General features: G+C 70.7%; 12 protein-coding genes. 7 read left to right on the forward strand and 5 right to left on the reverse strand.

Going from position 1 to position 19,014, the window contains the following annotated elements; translation table 11 throughout:
• The first annotated feature begins 14 nt into the window (after positions 1-14).
• Both ACWDZ6_RS18505 and ACWDZ6_RS18510 read left to right on the forward strand, forming a co-directional pair.
• On the forward strand, positions 15-881 hold the full coding sequence (locus ACWDZ6_RS18505) for an SCO6745 family protein (protein ID WP_451503707.1): 867 nt from the start codon (positions 15-17) through the stop codon (positions 879-881).
• A gap of 308 nt (positions 882-1,189) precedes the next feature.
• Positions 1,190-1,975 carry an HNH endonuclease family protein gene (locus ACWDZ6_RS18510; RefSeq protein ID WP_451503708.1) on the forward strand — a complete coding sequence of 262 codons (786 nt, stop codon included), beginning with the start codon at positions 1,190-1,192 and terminating at the stop codon, positions 1,973-1,975.
• A gap of 72 nt (positions 1,976-2,047) precedes the next feature.
• On the opposite strand, the gene ACWDZ6_RS18515 is transcribed toward ACWDZ6_RS18510, so the two are convergent.
• Positions 2,048-2,902 (reverse strand): DUF4352 domain-containing protein, encoded by an 855-nt coding sequence (locus tag ACWDZ6_RS18515; RefSeq protein WP_389182412.1) that lies wholly within the window; start codon positions 2,900-2,902, stop codon positions 2,048-2,050.
• A gap of 225 nt (positions 2,903-3,127) precedes the next feature.
• On the opposite strand from ACWDZ6_RS18515, the gene ACWDZ6_RS18520 reads away from it, so the two are divergent.
• The 3 genes from ACWDZ6_RS18520 to ACWDZ6_RS18530 all read left to right on the forward strand — a co-directional run bounded on the left by ACWDZ6_RS18520 (position 3,128) and on the right by ACWDZ6_RS18530 (position 7,518).
• Positions 3,128-5,242: an N-6 DNA methylase gene (locus tag ACWDZ6_RS18520; RefSeq protein ID WP_451503709.1), complete on the forward strand. Its 2,115-nt coding sequence runs from the start codon at positions 3,128-3,130 to the stop codon at positions 5,240-5,242.
• Between the two features lie 114 nt (positions 5,243-5,356).
• Positions 5,357-6,004 carry a hypothetical protein gene (locus ACWDZ6_RS18525; protein WP_451503710.1) on the forward strand — a complete coding sequence of 216 codons (648 nt, stop codon included), beginning with the start codon at positions 5,357-5,359 and terminating at the stop codon, positions 6,002-6,004.
• On the forward strand, positions 6,001-7,518 hold the full coding sequence (locus tag ACWDZ6_RS18530; RefSeq protein WP_389182403.1) for a serine/threonine-protein kinase: 1,518 nt from the start codon (positions 6,001-6,003) through the stop codon (positions 7,516-7,518). Before ACWDZ6_RS18525 ends, ACWDZ6_RS18530 begins: the two co-directional genes overlap by 4 nt.
• A 13-nt stretch (positions 7,519-7,531) precedes the next feature.
• Here the strand turns inward: ACWDZ6_RS18530 and ACWDZ6_RS18535 are convergent, their stop codons facing one another.
• The 3 genes from ACWDZ6_RS18535 to ACWDZ6_RS18545 all read right to left on the reverse strand — a co-directional run bounded on the left by ACWDZ6_RS18535 (position 7,532) and on the right by ACWDZ6_RS18545 (position 15,491).
• Positions 7,532-10,885 (reverse strand): LamG-like jellyroll fold domain-containing protein, encoded by a 3,354-nt coding sequence (locus ACWDZ6_RS18535; RefSeq protein ID WP_451503711.1) that lies wholly within the window; start codon positions 10,883-10,885, stop codon positions 7,532-7,534.
• A gap of 130 nt (positions 10,886-11,015) precedes the next feature.
• The gene (locus ACWDZ6_RS18540; RefSeq protein WP_451503712.1) at positions 11,016-12,989 is read right to left on the reverse strand and encodes a tachylectin-related carbohydrate-binding protein; all 1,974 of its coding nucleotides are present in this window, start codon (positions 12,987-12,989) and stop codon (positions 11,016-11,018) included.
• 87 nt (positions 12,990-13,076) lie between these two features.
• Complete coding sequence (locus ACWDZ6_RS18545; RefSeq protein WP_451503713.1) at positions 13,077-15,491, reverse strand: YfhO family protein; 2,415 nt, start codon at positions 15,489-15,491, stop codon at positions 13,077-13,079.
• 124 nt (positions 15,492-15,615) lie between these two features.
• On the opposite strand from ACWDZ6_RS18545, the gene ACWDZ6_RS18550 reads away from it, so the two are divergent.
• Together ACWDZ6_RS18550 and ACWDZ6_RS18555 are read left to right on the forward strand one after the other, a co-directional pair.
• A complete protein-coding gene (locus ACWDZ6_RS18550; RefSeq protein WP_451503714.1) occupies positions 15,616-16,593 on the forward strand; it encodes a glycosyltransferase family 2 protein in 978 nt (325 codons plus the stop codon).
• A complete protein-coding gene (locus ACWDZ6_RS18555; protein WP_451503715.1) occupies positions 16,590-17,021 on the forward strand; it encodes a GtrA family protein in 432 nt (143 codons plus the stop codon). Before ACWDZ6_RS18550 ends, ACWDZ6_RS18555 begins: the two co-directional genes overlap by 4 nt.
• Positions 17,022-17,067: 46 nt before the next feature.
• Here the strand turns inward: ACWDZ6_RS18555 and ACWDZ6_RS18560 are convergent, their stop codons facing one another.
• Positions 17,068-18,963 carry a tachylectin-related carbohydrate-binding protein gene (locus ACWDZ6_RS18560; protein ID WP_451503716.1) on the reverse strand — a complete coding sequence of 632 codons (1,896 nt, stop codon included), beginning with the start codon at positions 18,961-18,963 and terminating at the stop codon, positions 17,068-17,070.
• Between the last annotated feature and the right edge of the window lie 51 nt (positions 18,964-19,014).

Consider the following 19,014-nt stretch of genomic DNA (forward strand, 5'->3'; position numbering starts at 1 on the left):
GTGGAGGAGGAGACATGTCCGAGGAACTGGGCCGGGTCCGTCAGATGTGGCATCTGCTGGAGCCTCTGCACGCCGTGCTCTACTACGCGCCGCAGGTGTTCGACGAGGTGGCCGCGCTGGGCTACGAGACCGGGGAGCGCTGGCCGAGCTACTTCGCGCTGCGGTCCGCTCCGCTCGGTTCGCCCGGAGCCCGGCGGGTGGCCTCGGCGTTCTACAGCTTCAGCCCGCGCATGGTCGCCGAGCATGTCCCCGCCGCGTGGGACATCGCCGCGCCGGACAAGGTGCTCGCGGCCCGGCTGCGCGGGATCGACCGGGCGTACCGGACGATATTCGGCGAGAACGTGGACAGCCCCGAGTTCGCCGAGGCCGCCGCCCTCGCCCGCAGGGCCGCTGAGGCTGTGAACACCGAAGGGCGGCCCCTCGCCGCCGCCAATGCCGAGCTGTCCTGGCCCCACGCACCACACCTCGTGCTCTGGCAGGCCGCGACCATCCTGCGCGAGCACCGCGGGGACGGCCATCTCGCCGCACTGCTGACCGCCGGTCTCGACCCCGTCGAGGCGCTGGTCTCCTTCGCGGGCATCGGAGCGGCCCCGGCGGAGACCTTCGCGAGCCGCGGCTGGAGCGGGGAGGAGTGGGACCGGGCGCGTGAACGGCTCGTGGCGCGCGGGCTCCTGGACGCGGACGGTGCGGCGACCGAGGCCGGGCGGGAGCTGCGGGCCGAGGTCGAGCGGCGTACGGACGAACTGGCCGCCGCGCCCTGGGCGGCTCTCCCGGACGAGGACCGCAACCGCCTCGTCGAGCTGCTCGGGCCGCTCTGGGTCGAGGTGCTGGGCACGGGCCTGCTGCCCGGAGTGACCACGCTGGGCATCGGCAAGGTGTGAGGCCACGGACAGCACCGGGCCGCAGCGCGGCGGCCCGGCGGCACAGGCCCGGAACGGCACACCGCCCGCGGGGGCCGGCTCGGCTCCGTGGGCGGTGCGTGTGTGGATGTGTATCTCTGTGCGCGTATCGCTGTTGCTCTCCTCGGGACAGGTGGATTGCAGACTTGCTTTCGACGCTACGCGCCCCCTCCGCCTTCCGCGCGCCGAAGCGCGGCGTGAACGGTCCCATAGCGGCGAATAGCAGAACATACGCTCCGTAACGCACCCGAACTGTCCTGCTCCGCACGGGACTTGAGTAGGGTGCGAGCGTGAACAGACTCGGGGTACGAATATCGCGCGTGCTCGCAGGCGGACTGACGGCAGTCGTGGCGGGGACACTGCTCGCAGGCTGCGAAGGCGGACTCACCGGGGACGCCAAACCCTCGGACGCCGCCTCCGCGCCCGCCGCCGGCGGCCCGGGCTCCGGCACCAGCCCGCTCGTCAACCCCCAGGGGACGAAGCCCGGCCTCGCACCCCTCGCCTCCGAACAGGACAGGGCCGCCGCCCGCCGGCTGATCGAGAAGGTGTCCACCAAGGGCCGCGGCCCGAAGACCGGTTACGCCCGGGACCGCTTCGGCTACGCCTGGATGGACACGGCCGACGGGGTGCCGCTGGCACGGAACGGCTGCGATACCAGGAACGATCTGCTCGCCCGCGACGGCCGCGAGCTGCGCTACCGCTCAGGATCCGACTGCGTGGTCATCGCGATGACGCTGAACGACCCGTACACCGGCACCGTCATCGACTGGAAGAAGCAGAAGGCATCGGCGGTCCAGATCGACCATGTCATCCCGCTCTCCTACGGCTGGCAGATGGGCGCGGCCCGCTGGGACAGGACGAAGCGGCAGCGGCTGGCCAACGACCCGTTGAACCTGCTGCCCGTCGAGGGCAGCGCCAACAGCTCGAAGAGCGACTCGGGCCCGGCGTCCTGGCTGCCGCCGAACAAGCGGATCCGCTGCTCGTACGCGGTACGGGTCGCGCAAGTGGCGGTCAAGTACGAACTGCCGGTGACGACGGCGGACAAGAAGACGATGCTCGCGCAGTGCGGCGGCTGAACCGGGCCGTGCCGGGGGAACGAAAAGAGGCCGCCTCGGAGGCGGCCTCTTCGCCCGGGGGGCGGCGGCGGGTCAGAGCTTCAGCTCCCACTGCGACGCGTCGTAGGAGATGCCGGGGCTGACCTCGACCGTGAGGATCGTGGCGTCGGCCGGAGCGTCGAAGGCGTACTTCACCGTGGCCTTCTTTCCGGGCAGGATCTTGCCGTTGAAGCCGTCGCCGACCCCTTCGTCGAAGATCTGCTCGGACTTGACGCCGTCCTTGCCGGCGCGGGCCTCGGCGGTCAGCAGGGCGGCGTCGAACTTCTCCTTGCCGGCGTTCTCGATCACGACGGTCACCACGTAGGCCTTGTTGCCCTTGGTGTGCCCGGCGGCGAACTCGCTGGGCGTGAAGTCCTTGGGCGCGGAGACGGTGACCTTCAAGTCGTCGTCGTAGATGGAGGTGTCGCCCGCCGCGAGGGTGTCGGCCGCCTTGGCCTTGTCGTCGCTCTTGGGCTTGTCCGCCGTGTCGCTCTTGCCCTTGTCACCCTTTCCGGCGGCCGGCGCCTTCGACGCCGTGGTGCCCGAGGTGGCCTTGTTGATCTCGTCCACCGCGTCGCCCACGGCCTTGAAGGTGATCACCGCGCCGACGATCGAGAGGATCAGCGCGACCAGTCCGAGGATCGCTCCGGTCGTGGTCACGCCCTTGTTGGCGGCCTCGCCGCGCTTGACGCGGCCGCGGCCCGACAGGCCCAGAATCAGGGCGATCAGGCCGAGAATGCCGGCCAGCCAGAAGAAGAAGGGGATCAGGCCGGAGATGGTTCCGATGATCCCGAGCACCAGCGCGGCCGTGCCGAGCCCACCCCGCAGCTGCTGCGGGGCCGGAGCGTAGGGGCCCGCGCCGGGCGGCTGCTGCGGGTCGTACTGGGGCTGCTGCGTGGAGTGGGACATGGGTGCCCTCCCTGACGTGGAGTGTGGTCGGGACCTCGGCGTGAGCCCCGTTCAGCGCGCCGTGCGGCGACGGGTCAATAAGAGCAGAGGCTGTGAACCGAGTCAACATGGTTCACAGAATTGTGCTTTGCTCACACTGTGAAGAGGTTTCTCTTGTATGCGCGGCTATGCTCGGCGACACAACAGGCAGGTGCGGATCAGCGCTCACGCGAGGGAGTCAGCCAGGTGCCGGACAGATCGAGCGAGGTGACGGCGGCCGAAATCGCCCGGCTGGCGGGAGTCGGACGCGCCGCGGTCAGCAACTGGCGGCGCCGTCATGCCGACTTCCCGAAGCCGGTCGGCGGCACGGAGACAAGCCCGTCGTTCGCACTCCCCGAGGTCGAGCAGTGGCTCCGTGACCAGGGCAAGCTCGCAGAAATCCCGCTCCGTGACAGGGTTTGGCAACATCTCGCGGATCATCTCGCGGGCCCCGTACCGGCGTTGGTGCAGGCGGGCTGCACACTGCTGCTCGTGAGGGACCGTCACCCGGCCTGGCTGGAGCTGACGGCGGTCTCGGACGAACGCCTGGCGGAGCTGCTGCCCGCCGCGCTGGAACAGGTCCTCACGGCACGCTTCGGCGAGGACGCGGTGGGGCTCTTCACGGAAGTGTTCACAGCACGGACGGGCTCGGCGACGCGCACGGAACCGTCCACCGAGGCAGTGGGCTCCTCCTCCGGACCGGAGGCTCCGTTGCCGGAGTCCGTTCCCTTCCTGCGTGGTGTCGCCGAGCTGGCCGCCGAACTCGGCGCACGTCAGGCCTTCGAGTTCCTGCTGGGGCGGTACCTGGACGCCAACCCGCGGCAGTACACCCTCACCCCGCCCGGACCCGCCGCGCTCATGGCCGGGCTCGCCGGGGCCGGCGCCCGCGACGTGCTCGATCCCGCCGCCGGGACCGGGACACTGCTGCGCGCCGTCGAACGCCCCAACGCCCTGTACGCACAGGACGCCGACCCCGACCTCGCCGCGCTCACCGGTCTGCGCCTCGCCCTGCACTCCGACGCCACCGTGCGCGCCCGCGCGGGCGACACCCTGCGCGGCGACGCGTTCCCCGAGCCCGCCTTCGACGCTGTGCTCTGCCACCCGCCGTTCAACGAGCGCAACTGGGGCCACGACGAACTCGCCTACGACCCCCGCTGGGAGTACGGCTTCCCGGCCCGTACCGAGTCCGAGCTGGCCTGGGTCCAGCACACGCTCGCCCGGCTGCGTCCCGGCGGCGCCGCCGTGCTGCTGATGCCGCCCGCGGCCGCGTCCCGCCGTTCCGGCCGCCGTATCCGCGCCGGGCTGCTGCGCCGCGGTGCGCTGCGTGCCGTCATCGCCCTGCCCGCCGGTGCCGCGCCCCCGTACGGCATCCCCCTGCACATCTGGGTGCTGCGCAAGCCGGATCCGGGCCGGGCGGCCCCGCCCGAGCTGCTGTTCGTCGACACCGCGGAGCTCGCCGGGGCGGGCGGTGGCCGCGACAAGCTCGACTGGCAGGCCGTCCACAGCGCCGTACTCGACGCCTGGCAGCCCTTCGACAAGCACGGCACGGCCGAGGAGCAGCCGGGCGTCAGCCGCTCGGTCCCCGTCATCGAACTCCTCGACGACGACGTGGACCTGGCCCCCGCCCGGCACCTGCCGCCCCCGGCCGCCGCCGGCGGCGCGGACGAGCTGCTGCGGGTGCGGGACCGGCTGGCCGACACCCTCCGGCTGACCCGAGAGCTCACTCCCGCGCCCGCCGCCCACGCGGAGCCCGTGCCCTGGCCCGCCACCACCGTCGGTGAACTGGCCCGCGCGGGAGCGCTGGTGATCAGCGCGGGCGGCACGGGCAGTACGAGCACCGAGGCCGTGCCCGTACTCACCGAGCAGGACGTGCTCTCCGGCACCGCGCCCTCGGGCACGCTCCCCGAAGGCCCCGACGAGGAGCCCGTACGCCTCGAGGAGGGCGATGTCGTCGTGCCCGTGCTCGGCGGCGGATCCGTTGTACGCGTCATCGACGAGGCCACCGCGGGAGCGGCCCTGGGCCGTAACCTCCAGCTGCTGCACCCCGATCCGGCCGCGCTCGACCCCTGGTTCCTCGCCGGCTTCCTTCGCGGCACCGCCAACACCCGGCAGGCCAGCAGCTATGCGTCGACCGCGACCCGACTCGATGTCCGCCGGCTCCAGCTGCCCCGGCTGCCGCTCGCCGACCAGCAGCGCTACGGCGAACGCTTTCGTGCGCTCGCCGAATTCGAGGACGCTCTCAAGCAGGCCGGGCGGCTCGGCGAGCAGCTCGTCCAGGGGCTGTACGACGGCCTGACGGACGGCACGGTCACGCGGGAGTGAGAGCCGGGGCGTGACGCATCGGACATCGGGTCCGTACAACCCAGGACCCGATGTCCGTGTCGGTGTATACGCTCGTCCCCTATCTGCCTCGTCCCCAGGCCCCCAGGAGCAGTAATGCACGGCCACGGCTATGCGCCGCCGCAGCCCAAGCGACCGCCCACCGCGCTGCTCATCGCCATACGCGTACTTTTCGTGGCGCTCGCGCTGCTCAGCTTCGGCATGCTCGCCTGGGGCACGATGCTACGAATAGCGATCCTGCGCCGCGGAAGGCTCGACTGGCTGCTGTTCTGGGTCAGCCTCGCCATTGCCGTCACCGCGCTTGTCGTCATCGGCGAGTTCGGTCCCGACGCCGGGGCAGAGTCGGCCAAGCAGGACGAGATGACCGCCCTCGACCTTGTGTTCCTGCCGCTTCTGCTCGGGCTCGCGATCGGAGTGCCCACGCACTATCTGGTGGCTGACATCCGCCATTACCAGGAACCCCGGACGGGCTGGGCGCCGCCGCCCTACGCCGCGCCGACCGTGCCGTACGGGCTGCCGCCCCAGCCGGGGCAGCCGCCGCACACATCCCGGACGCCGCACACGCCTCACCCATCCCAGAGGCCGGGATACGGCTACCCGCCCGTCCCGCCGCACTCCCAGCCCCAGGTCCCGCCGCAGCCCCAGCTTCCGCCGCAGTCCCCTGCCGACAAGCCCCGTATCGACCAGGTCCGTGCCGAGCTCGACGAGCTCAGCGACTACCTCCGCAAGGAGCAGGGCCGGTGAACGGACGCGTCATCGGGGGCCGTTACGAGCTCTCGACCGTCATCGGCCAGGGCGGCATGGGCCAGGTCTGGACGGCCTACGACGGCCGCCTCGACCGCCGCGTCGCCGTCAAGCTGCTCCGCCCCGACCACATGGCGGCGGCCACCGACGCCGACGAGATGCGCCGCCGCTTCGTCCGCGAGTGCCGGGTCACCGCGCAGGTCTCCCATCCCGGCCTGGTCACCGTCCATGACGCGGGCAGCGACGAGGACGACCTCTATCTCGTCATGCAGTACGTCGAGGGCGCGGACCTCGCCGACCATCTCGCCGAGCACGACCCGTACCCGTGGCAGTGGGCCGTCTCGGTCGCCGCCCAGCTCTGTGCCGTGCTCGCCGCGGTGCACGCCGTGCCGATCGTCCACCGCGACCTCAAACCGCGGAATGTGATGGTCAAGCCCGATGGCACGGTCACCGTCCTCGACCTCGGTGTCGCCTCCGTCATCGACACCGACACCACCCGTCTCACCCACACCGGATCGCCCATCGGCAGCCCTGCCTATATGGCCCCCGAGCAGGCCATGGGCGGCGCGGTCGGCCCGTACACCGATCTCTACGCGCTCGGTGTGCTGCTGCACGAACTCCTCAGCGGGAACGTCCCGTTCGCGGGCTCCACCGCCCTCGGCGTGCTGCACCGCCATCTCTACGAGCCGCCGCTCCCGGTCCGCCAGCTGCGCCCCGAGATACCCGAGCCGCTCGAAGCGCTCGTGCTGCGCCTGCTCGCCAAGGACCCGCAGCACCGCCCGTCCGGTGCGCAGGAGGTGTACGAGTCGCTCGCACCGCTGCTGCCGAACCGCGGTGCGCCCGGCGGTCCGCTCGACCCGACCCGCCCTTTTCTGCGCCCGCACGCTCCGTGGCCGGACCGGGTCACCAGCCCGCCCCCGGATCCGCGCTCCGCCGCCCCGGTGGCGCCCCGCCCGGACGTGGCGGCCGCGGTCGACGAGGTCAAGCGACTCCTCGGCGAGGGCAGTATCACCCAGGCCGTGGACATCCTCGGCGGGATCCTCCCGGCGGCCGCCGCCGAGCACGGTGAGCACTCGCCGGTCGTACGGATCCTGCGCAAGCAGTACGCGACGACGCTGCTGGACGACGGGCAGTACCGGCGCGCGCTGCCCGAGCTGCGGCGGCTCGCCGACGACCGGACCGCCGAGGCGGGCCCGGCCGACCCGCAGACGCTGCAGTTCCGCTACGACGCCGCACTCTGCCTCGAACAGCTGGGTGAGGCGGCCGCCGCGCTCGCGGAGTACCGGGCCGTGCTGCCGTACTACGAGAACCAGCAGGCCTGTGACCCCGCACGCGCCTTCGACGTACGCCACCGCATCGGGAATCTGCTGCTCGCGGTGGGCGACCATGCGGCGGCGCGGCAGCAGCTGCAGGCCCTGCTGTACGACGCGGAGCGGACGTACGGGCCCTACCACCAGCTGCCGGTCGAGCTGCGGCGTGCGCTCGACCGGCAGCAGCAGTTTCACAGCGGCTGACCGGGCCGGCCGGTCACATCCGGGCGTGCCCCTGCGGTGACAGCGTGTCGAAGGGCAGCCGGACGGTGGTGGCCGTCCCGGTGTCCGCGTTCGACGACCGCAGCGCGGTCAGCTCCTGATCGCTCAATGCCCGCCGCACCAGGCGGAATTCGTCCAGGGAGCCCTTGAACCGTTCCACGCCGTCCGGCCGCGTGCCCAGCTGTATCCCGGACACCGCGAAGCTGTCCCCGTACGTCACCGAGCCGGCCGGCACCGGAGCGTCGTCCAGCACCTTGCCGTCCACCGAGAGGGACAGCAGACCGCCGGAGCGCTCGAGTGCGACATGGTGCCAGGCGCCGTCGCCGAAACCGGACGCGCTGCCGCTGTCGGCCCCGTACAGCTGGACCGTGGCGGTGTCCGTCTGGAGGAGCGCGGTGAGCCGGTCCTGGGAGGGCTGGGCCCGCAGCCACAACTGCCGTTCCGCGCCGCCCATCCCGTAGGACCACAGGATGACCTGGCTGCCGGTTGTGGGGCCCGCGGTGTACTTCAGCCAGGTCGCGACCGTGAAGTCGCCGCCGCCCAGCGCCTTGTCGGCGCCGTAGGGCAGTTCGACGCTGTCGTCCGTGCCGTCGAGGGGCAGCCCGGGGCCGAACCTGCCCCCGCCCGACCAGGACGTGGGCAGTGCACCGCCCCGGACATAGGCGTGGCTGCAGTGGACGGACGAGTCGGGCGTCGCGGGCCCGGCCGCCGGCCGTGCGACCGAATGGACCTCGGTGTTGCCGGCCTCCATCGACCACCACAGCGCGGGCGCGTCGGCCGGATAGCCGCCGGCCGAACCCGCCGCGGACCCGGCCACCTTCTTCAACTCGGCTTCCGTGAGGGCACGCCGGTAGAGCCGGACGTCGTCGAGACGGCCGGTGAGGATGTCGAGACTGCCCGGCTTGGACCCGACCCGGACGCCCTCCGGATTCGCCGCGCCGGTCAGGGACCCGGACAGACCGCCCGCCTCGGTGGCGGGGGTCCCGTCCACGCTCAGCCGCAGCCGGTCACCGCTGCGGCTGACGGCCAGCAGATGCCATGTGCCGTCGCCGTAGGCGACCGAGGTCCCGGGGTCGGGCAGAGCGATCTGGACCGGCCCCGCCGCGGTCTCCGCCCAGGCGAACAGCCGGTCCTGGGAGGGCTGGGCGCGCACCCACAGGGCAGGCTGCCCGGACGTGGAGCCGTAGGCCCACAGCAGCGCCGAGTTCGGGGTCGACGCGGTCGCCGAGTACGAGAACCACAGTGTGTAGGTGAAGTCGTCCGCCCCGACATCGAGGCTGGGGACGTACGGCGTCTCGACACCGGGCCGGGTGGCCGAGACGCCGATCGCGCCCTTGCCGATCCGGCCCGCGTCCTCGTCGGGCAGTCCGCCGAGGAGGGTGCCGTCGGCGCAGTGCCCGGAGACGTCGTCCTCGACGCCGACCGACGTCAGCGCTGGCACGTCGGCGGTGTCGGCGACCTGGAAGGCCAGCCGGACGGACTGGGCCGCCTCCGCGTCCCGCGCGCTGTTCGCCGTACGCAGCGCATCCAGCTGAGTGTCGGTGAGGACTGTCCGGTGGACCCGGAATTCGTCGATCGAGCCGGTGAAGTACTCGCCGGCGCCCGCGTCCGGCTTGGCACCGAGACGGATACCGTCGACGCCCTTGGCGCGGGTGTCGGTCAGCGAGCCGGTGACCCCGGTCGCGATCGCGGGGAGCCTGCCGTCCACGGAGATACGGATCTGATCGGCGGAGCGCACCAGCGACAGCTGGTGCCAGGCACCGTCGCCGTACGCCGTCGAGGTCCCGGCGTCGGGCAGCGGTATCTGCACCGAGCCCGCGGCGGTCTCCGCGAGGGCCAGGATCCGGTCCTGGGCGGGCTGCGCGCGGATCCACAGCTGCGGCTTGCCCGTGCCGAATCCGTACGCCCACATCAGCGCCTGCTGGGGGCTGCTCGCGGTCGCCGAGTACCGGAAGAAGAACGAGTATGTGACATCGCCCGCACCCGGATCGAGGGACGGTGTGTAGGGGAGGTCGGCGAAGTCGCCCGTTCCGTCCAATGCCAGGCCCTGGCCGAAGCGCCCGGCGCCGAGCGCCGAACTGCGGCCCAGATAGGCGTCGTTCGCCTCCGGACCGGAGTCGGGCGTGGTGCGGCCGGCGGGCGGTGACGGCTGCGGATTCAGCGAGCCCGTGAAGGTGCCCGGCACGCCGACCGAGCCGGGCGTGAAGCGGTTGAAGTAGATGTTCGCGGCGGAGAAGTCGGTGCCACCCTCGTAGACGAGCCCGAGCTGTCCGTCACCGAGCTCGGCCATGTCCGAGTAGCCCGCGCGCTTGTTGTTGATCAGACCGCCCGACGCGTCGCGCCAGGTGGCGCCGCGGTCCGTCGAGTAGCGGATGCGCATGGACTGCCGGTCGGTGGCATGGGAGGGAGCGGCGAGGACGAGCGTGTCGCCGGGCACGCTCCGGTAGGTCTGCCGCAGCGCGAGCACGGAGCCCTGCACCTGAGGGGTGACCAGGCCGGGCACGAGCCGCTGCGCGGGGACGGTGACGCCGCCGTCGGTGCTCACCGCATGGCTGCGGTGTCCTGCGTCGGTGTTGTTCCGGGCGGCGATGTAGACACCGCCGTCGTCGAGTTCGGCGACGGCCGGCTCGCCCGGCAGCAGTACGTCCTTCTCGAAGGAGTCGGCCGTTTCGCTGGTCTTCCAGTGAGCGCCGTGGTCGTCGCTGTAGATGAGGCCGACGTACTGCGAATGGGACGTGGGACTCTCGTACGCGCCGACCACCAGCCTGCCCTTGGCGGGGCCGTTGCGCAGCTGGATGCCGTGCGCGGGCCCCGTGCCGTACCAGCCCACGTCCCCGCCGCTGAACCGCGGCAGGGGCACCGGAGTATCGAAGCTGAGACCGTCGTCCGTGCTGCGCTGCAGCCACGGCAGACGCTTGCCGCCGGGCTCGGCGGTGGCCGGCTCCGAGGTGGAGAGCAGGAAGACCTCCCCGGTCGTCCCGTCGGCGACGGGCGAGGCGTTGCCCCTGGTGTACGGAGCCTCCCGGTCGCTCTCGCTGCCGGAGAGCGCCACGCGCACCGGTCCCCAGGTGCGCCCCTCGTTGGTGGAACGGCGGACCACGATGTCGATGGCACCGCGGTCGGCGCACGAGGGGGACTTGCGGCCCTCGGCGAAAGCGAGCAGCGTGCCGGCCTTGGTGCGTACGAGGGAGGGGATGCGGAAGCAGCCGTAGCCCGCGGTACCGGAGCGGAAGAGGATCTGCTCGGTGCCGGTCAGGGCGTCGGCGGACTTCTGGGTGCCGCTGGCCGCGGCGGGTGGTGCGGTGACCGAAGGGGCGGCGGTGGCCGCGAGCAGGAGGCTCAGCCCCACCAGGGCGGTTCTGAGCCGGGTTCGTATGTGGGCCAAGGGATTTCGGGCCTTTCTCGTTATGGCCTCGGGCACAACGCCGACCGCCGTCCGGTCCTTGCGGGACCGGACGGCGGTGGGTGCGGTGCGCCGGTTACGGGCGGGGCAGCGCGCGGCCGCTGAAGGCCGGTGCCTTGTCCCCGGCGCGCATCGCGCTCAGCGACGAGGTCTGCTGCACCTGGTAGACGCGGGTCTGGTTGTCGGCCGTACGGAAGGAGTACGCCCAGGTCGGACCGGTCGCGTTGGTGTAGGTGAACGCGGTGGGCTCGGTGGCGGAGGCCTCGAAGGAGGCCTGCTGCCAGGTGCGCCAGGTGCCGCTGCCCTGGACGGTCTCACCCGTGTTGTAGGTGTAGCCGTCCTCGCCGCGTACGACGATCTCGGTGAGTCCGGTGAGCGGGGAGATCACGGCGCTGGGGGAGCCGTTGGCGGTGACCCCCTCGACGGTGCTCCACTCGCCGTAGGTGCTGCCCTCGGCGGACTGGGCCGTGGTCACCACCTTGCCGAGACCGTCCGTGGCGAAGACGCGGAGACGGTAGCCGGGGTAGATGACCACGGTCGGCGTGCCGGTGACGGCCTGCGCGCCCAGCGACGACCAGGAGGAGAGCGAACCGGCCTCCTTGAACAGCGCGGTGCTCAGGACACCGGAGGCGCTCTTGCCGAAGAGCTGGATGCCGTCCCGTACGGTCACGGCGGTGAAGGGGCCGGTGAATCCGGAGCCCGCGAGCGGCGTCCAGCCCATGAAGTCCACGTTGGCGCGCTGCTGGATGCGGTACCAGGGCTTGCCGTCCGCGTCCGCGGAGAACTGCACCAGGAGACCGGACGGGGTCTTGGCGGTGACGGCGTGCTGCGCCATCGCGCCCGCGAGATCGATCCAGTTGCCCCAGTCCGCACCGGACTTGGCGGTCTGGTTGCGCTGCCAGACGCTGCCGGAGGTGTTGTGCCCGGTGACGACCACGCGTCCGTCGGTGTGCTCGGCCAGCGTCGGCTGCCCGGAGAACGCCTCGTTGCCGGAGATGGTCGTCCACTGGACGCCGTTGATGTCGTTCGGATCGCCCACCCGGCCGTGCACGAGACGGCCGATGTTGTCGGTGTACGCCAGTTCCAGGGAGCCGGCCGAGGACTGCATCACCGAGGCCCGGCTGTAGTTCTCCAGCGGCACGGACGGCGAGGCCGGGGTGTGGTTGACATCGATCCGGCAGGCGTCGGGCGCGCCGGACACCGAGGTGAACGCGGCCCAGCCGCTCGCCTCGAGCTGCTTGTTGTAGACCGGGAAGTCGCGGATGCCCTCGTCGAAGCGGTAGTACGTGACCGCGCCGTTGCCCTTGATACGGAAGAGCGTGTCGCCGCCGAAGGAGGTGATCGTCCTGGAGTCGCTCCAGTCGGCCGCGGACTCCAGGACGTGCCGCTCGATCCAGCGCTGGCTGGTGATGTCGTAGCGGGAGCGGTAGAGCTTGCCGTCGGTCGCCGAGCGGCCGTAGATCACGCCCTTGTCGGCGGCGTAGATCGCGTCGTAGCGGTCCCAGCCCATGTCGACGATCTTTCCGCTGCCGGTGATGAAGTCCCCGGCAGCGGCGTCGTACTTGTACCAGCGCAGTCCGCCGGTGCTGCCGGCCAGTGTCCAGATGTAGCCGCCGCGGTCGATGGTGATCTCGTCGGTCTTGCCCGCGGCCTTGAACTCCGTGAAGCCGGAGCTGATCTTCTTGTGGTGGACGTCCCAGGTCGCCGAGGCGCTGATGCGATGGGAGTAGTAGAGGCCGTCCGACTTGATCCCGTAGAAGGTGGCGGCCGGGCCCGCCATCATCTGGCCGTAACCGGTCCAGGTGGTGTCGATGACGCTCCCGTTCGGCAGGGCGGCGCCCGTCATGGGCGTCGGCATGTCCTGCCGGTACAGCTTGCCCGCCGAGTCCAGCGTGTACGTCGGGCCGGTGGTCGTGCAGGTCACCGGCGCGTTGGCCGCCTGGGCGGTACCGGCGGGCAGCGCCACGAGCACGGGAACGGCGACGGCGACGGCAAGGGCTGCGGTCAGGGCAGTGCGTCTTATGTGAGCACGCGGTGAAATCCTCGTCATGGGCTGGACGTTAGGCGTCGAATGGTGAACGGTGCGGTGGCCCTCGGATGAACAAGATCTTTTGCAAGTTCACGAATTGATGAACAGTCAGTGTGCCTTCTGTGGTTGGCTGTTGTTTGTGTTGCTGGTGGTGTCCGCGGCTTCCGGAGCGCGGCGCGGCCGCTTGCGGACCCTGGTCAGCAACGCCATCAGTACGAGCCCCAGCAGGCCCGTGGATCCCATCGCCGCACCCGCCTTCAGGCCGGGAGGGCGGAACGAGCAGTCCACCCTCGTGGTGGAGCCGTCCAGCGGTACGGCGACGAGCCCCAGGTGGGAGCCGGCCGGCCTGCCGTTGCAGGTCCAGCCGGCGATCCGGGTCGCGGCGATGACGGCCGTCCCCTTGGTGCCGGGCGGGAGCTCTGCCCGTACGCCGCTGTCGGAGACCTCGACCGAGACCGCGCCGGTCTTCTTCAGCCGGTCCACGGCGGCGGTCAGCGTCGCCCGGTCCAGACAGCCGAGCGTCGTGCGATGGGGGTCCTTGCTGTAACCGACCTTCTCGTCCGGCGAGTTCACCGTCCCGAGCGAAGTGAGCGCGGCACGCCGCTTCGGCTGTCCGCCGCGCAGCGTCACCCACGGCGAGTCGCCGAGCCTTGCCCTGCCGGTGTAGTCGGGTGCCCAGAGGAAGACCTCGCTGCCGACCGGGCAGGAGCCACCGGCCGGGTTGTCGTAGACCGGGGAGCCGAGCAGCCGCTCCTGGTTGCGGAAGGGGTTCCAGTCGTACCGCGGCTCGGCCCCGGGCGGCCGCACGGTCACCAGCGGCGGCACCTGCCCGGCCCGGGTCACCTCCGGGTGCTTCCCGGGAGCGGTGCGCACCCGTGCGCCGACGGCGAAGATCGCGTCCGTGACCGGGTTGTCGAGGGACTGCACACTGCGGCCGTTGGACGTCCAGCCCGCGCCGAGTGCGGCCAGCGTGCGCGTGTACACATCGGGGGTGTGGCTGCTGTAGTACTGACCGCCCTGGCCGCCCAGCAGGACCGGATCGTTGCCGGTGATCTGGTCGCGGCCGGGGTCGGTGCGGTAGCGCGGCCAGCCGTCGGCCTTCGCCACCGCCGCCGCGCGCTCGCTGTGGGGCTCGCCCCAGGCCGGGTAGTCGTCCAGCCTGCCGAGCTTCATCCGGTCGGCGTATGCGGTGGTCGCCGCGGCCTGGCCGACCAGCGCGCCGGTGAACAGCAGCGCGGCGAGGACGGTGCATGTGCCACGGCCGGCCAGGAGCAGACCGCCGACGACCGCCGCGAACCCGGCCGCGAACAGCAGAAGCGTCCAGACGGTGACCAGCTCACTGGTGGCGCCGGCGAGCGCGGTCGCCGTGACCACGGCGCCGCCGCCGAGCAGGGCGCGGCGCCCCGGCCAGTCGGAGGAGAGACAGATCCAGGCGGCGATCACCAGGATTCCGGCGAGGACGAAGGTCTGCCGGTACGGGCTGCCGTTGGGCGTCGCGAAGACATGCCACACCAGATGGGTCGGCCCCCACTGGAGGGAGAGCGCGACCGACACGGCGAGACCGGTCCACACCCAGCGCTCGCGCCGCGGGACGGCGCCGTTGAAGGCGAGCGTGCACGCCAGCAGCAGCGCACCGCTGCCCAGGAAGACGGCGGGAGTGAAGAAGCTGTACGTCGCGGGCAGCGTGCGCGCGAACACATCGGCCCAGCCGGCCGGCGAGAACTGCCTCGTCCACCCCGGATAGGCGTGCTGGGAACCGAGAAAGACGGGGATGAGCACGGGCCCTGCCAGCGCGATACCGAGCAGTACGGTCCGGGTGGCCCGCAGCAGCGCCCGCATCCGCTCCCCTGCGTCCGTATCCGCCAGTAGCAGCCGCACCGCGAGAACCAGTGCGGCCCCGATGGTCGCCATGTAGGCGGTGTAGAAGTTGGCGATCCACGCCACCGCGACGATCAACGGGCCGAGCAGCGGACGCCGTGCCGTGCGCGCCCACTCGCCGGCCATGCACAGCAGGGGGAAGGCGACCAGGCCATCCATCCACATGGGGTTGTACGAGGCCTCGACGACCGACCAGCCGCACAGTGCGTACGAGCCGCCGAGCACCGCCGCCATCCACCAGCGTCCGCCCTGGTGCAGGGAGAACAGCAGCCAGGTCATGGCAGCGGCCGCCGCCGCCATCTTCAGCAGCGTGACCACATAGACGGCGAGATCGATCTCGTCCCGTGGGAAGATCCCGACCAGCAGGGAGAACGGGCTGGTCAGATAGGTCCCGAGGTCGGGAAGGAAGCTGGTTCCGTAGCCGGACTGCCAGTTGAGCAGCAGCCCGCCGTCCGCACGGCCGTGCAGCAGATCCCACAGATGGGCATGGAACGGCACAAACTGATTGCCGAGGTCGTTCACGCTGCGGGTATGCGGTCCGAAGGGGAAGCTGCGGGCGACGGCGTCACCGCCGCACACGGTCCCCACGGTGATCAGCGCGGCGAGGGCGGCGGCGCGGCCACGCGCGGATTGCAGAGTCGACATGATTCCTCGAATATGCCAGCGCCGATCGTGAAAACATCCACCGGGAAGCCCAGTTCACGCAATGGTCGCCTACGCGTCACGCAGGCAATCCGCACGGGTCATTCGGGTGGGATGTTGTTCTTCCGTGCTGATCTCGATAGTTGTTCCGTGCTTCAACGAAGAGGAGATCATCGGCCGCTTCCATGAACATGTGACCGCAGAACTCTCCCTGCTCGGGGAGGAATTCGAGTTGGTCTATGTGGACGACGGAAGCCAGGACCGGACTCTCCCTCTCCTCGAGGAGATCGCCGCGGCCGACCCTCGTACCCGCTATGTCTCCTTCAGCCGCAACTTCGGCAAGGAAGCGGCGATGCTCGCCGGCCTCCAGCATGCCGAGGGAGACACCGTCGTCATCATGGATGCCGACCTCCAGCACCCGCCGGAGCTGGTCCGGCGCATGCTGCAGCTGCACCGGGAGGGATTCGACCAGGTCATCGCCCGGCGCACCCGCAAGGGCGACCGGGTTACCCGCACCGTCACCGCCCGCGCCTACTACTGGCTGATCAACCGCCTCGTCGACGTGGAACTCGTCGACGGCGTGGGCGATTTCCGGCTGCTGTCGCGCCGTACCGTGGATGCGATCCTCGAACTCACCGAGTACAACCGATTCTCCAAGGGCATCTTCGCCTGGGTCGGATTCCGCACCACGACCTTCGAGTACGAGAATGCGCTGCGTGAGCAGGGCCGCTCCAAATGGAGTTTCGGAAAGCTGCTCAACTACGGCCTCGACGGACTTCTCTCCTTCAACAACAAGCCGTTGCGGGCCGCCGTCTATCTCGGGCTTCTGCTTGTCACGCTGGCCATGGCGTATGCCGCCTGGATTGTCGGTGTCGCCCTGGTGAACGGCGTGGACACCCCCGGGTATGTCACCCTTCTGGTGGCGGTCACCGCACTCGCCGGCGTGCAGATGCTGATGCTGGGGGTGGTCGGCGAGTACGTCGGCCGTATTTACTACGAGGTGAAGCGGCGACCGCACTTCCTGGTGAAGGCCACCAACGCCGACCTTCCGCACCAGCAGGAAGGAGAGCGGCGTACACGCACGGGGGAGCTCGTAAGACGATGACGGTCCAGGTCCAGATGGTCAGATTCGCCCTGGTAGGGGTGGTGAACACCGGGACGTACTACGGGATCTATCTGGCCCTGCTGACCTGGCTGCCGTATGTCGCGGCGCATGTCATCGCCTTCGCGCTCAGCATGGTCGGGTCCTTCTTCCTGACCTCGTACTTCACCTACAGGACCCGGCCGACCTGGCGGAAGTTCCTGCTCTTCCCGCTCACCAACGCGGCGAACTTCGTCGTCACCACGATCGGTGTCTATCTGCTGGTGGACGTACTGCACTTCGGAAGCCGCTACGCGCCGCTGATCGCGGCGGGCGCGGCGATCCCGATCACCTTTGTGGTCTCCCGGACGATCATGCTCCGGCCGGAGCCGGCCCCACGCGGGCGGGAGCCGGAGCCGGAGCCGGAGCCGGAGCGGGTCCCGCAGGCCTGACGCGGGTCGGACTCACTGGGGCGGCCTGGTGGCCGCCCCCGAGTCGTCACTGCTGGACCTGGTAGATACGGGTCTGGTTGTCGGCCGTACGGAAGGAGTAGGCCCAGGTCGGGCCGCTCGCGTTGGTGTACGCGAAGGCCGTGGGCTCGGTCGCCGCGGTCTCGACGCTCACCGACCTCCAGGTGCGCCAGGCTCCGCTGCCCTGAGTGGTCTCACCGGTGCTGTAGATGGTGTCGTCGGCGCCGCGGACGACTATCTCGGTGATGCCGTTGAGCGGGGAGATCACCGCGCTCGGAGAGCCTTTGGCCGTCAGGTCGCCGACCGGGGTCCAGTCGCCGTACGCCCCGCCCGCGGTGGACTGGGTGGTGCTCACCACAGTGCCGTTCGGGTCGGTGGCGAAGACGCGGATGCGGTAGCCGGGATAGACGACCGGGGCCGGGTTGCCGGTGATCGCCTGCGCGCCCAGCGGGGTCCAGGCCGAAAGGGTGCCGTCGTCCTTGAAGAGGGCGGTGCTCAGCACGCCGGAGGCGTCCTTGCCGAAGAGCTGGATTCCGTCCTGCACGACCGCGGTCGTGAAGGGGCCGGTGAAGCCGGTGCCGACCAGGGGCATCCAGCCCTTGAAGCTGCCGTTGGCCGCGGCCTGGAGGCGGTACCAGGGCTTCCCGTCCGTGTCCGCGGCGAACTGCGCCAGCAGCCCGGAGGGGGTCTTGGCGGTGACGGCCTGCTGCGCCATCGCGCCCGCGAGGTCGGTCCAGCTGCCCCAGTCCGCGGCGGACTTCGCGGTCTGGTTGCGCTGCCAGACACTGCCCGAGGTGTTGTGTGCGCTGACGACCACCCGGCCGTCGGTATGCTCGGCCAGCGACGGCTGTCCGGTGAAGGCGTTCTCGTTGCCGGAGAGCGTCGTCCACTGCACGTCGTTGATGTTGGACGGGTCCTTTATCCGGCCGTGCACCAGACGGCCGATGTTGTCCGTGTACGCGATCTCCAGCGATCCGGCCGAGGACTGCATCACCGAGGCGCGGGTGTACGTCTCCTGAGCACGCGCGGGTCCCGCGGGGGTGTGACTGGCCAGGATCTTGCAGTTGTCGGGCGCGGCGGAGACGCTGAGCAGGTTCTGCCAGCCCGAGGTGCCGACCTGGACCCTGCTCACCGGCCAGGTCCGGTTGTTCTCGTCGAAGCGGTAGTAGTACGCCTCGCCGGTGGTCTTCACCGCCAGCAGGGTGTCACCGCCGTTGGAGCCGAGCGACTTGAACTGGCGCCAGTCGCTCGTGCTCACCTCCACATGTCGCTCGGTCCAGCGCTGGCTGGTGGCGTCGTAGCGGGAGCGGTAGAGCTTGCCGTCGGTCGCCGAACGACCGTAGATCACGCCGTCGTCGGCCGCGGTGATCAGGTCGTAGCGGTTCCAGCCCGTGTCGACCACGCCACCGGTGGAGGCGGCGTTCCAGGCGTTGCCGGAACCGTCGTACTGGTACAGGTTCAGCTGGCCGTTGTTGAGCAGGACCCACATCCGTCCGGCTCGGTCGACGGTCACCTGGTTGCGGTCCGCCGCATCCGCCAGCCAGCCGAAGTCGCTGGTGATCTTCCTGACGCTCACGGGCCAGGTGCCGGTGGCGTTGTCCCGCCGGCCGTAGTACGTGCCGTCCGCCTTGAACAGGTAGAACTTCCCGTGCGGACCGGCGAGCACCAGCGGGTAGAGGTTCCAACTCGACCCGATGGTAGTGGGGTTGAGATAGCCGCCGGCCCCGTCGATCGGGGCCTTCAGCTTGTACTGGAGCAGCGATCCGGCACTGTTCACGGCGTACGTGGGGCCGCCCGCGACGCAGCTCGCCGCGTCGGCGGCCTGTGCGGTACCGGGAAGCGCGATGAGCAGTGGCAGGGCGGCGGCTGCGGCCGTGGCCACCACCGTCAGCCGGCGAGGTCTGCGGTGCAAGTTGAATGCCATGTGAATCCTTGCTGTCTTTCCGTCAAATACCGTGGTGCAGCTGCCTCTTGA

Source organism: Streptomyces sp. NPDC002926 (assembly GCF_053591755.1).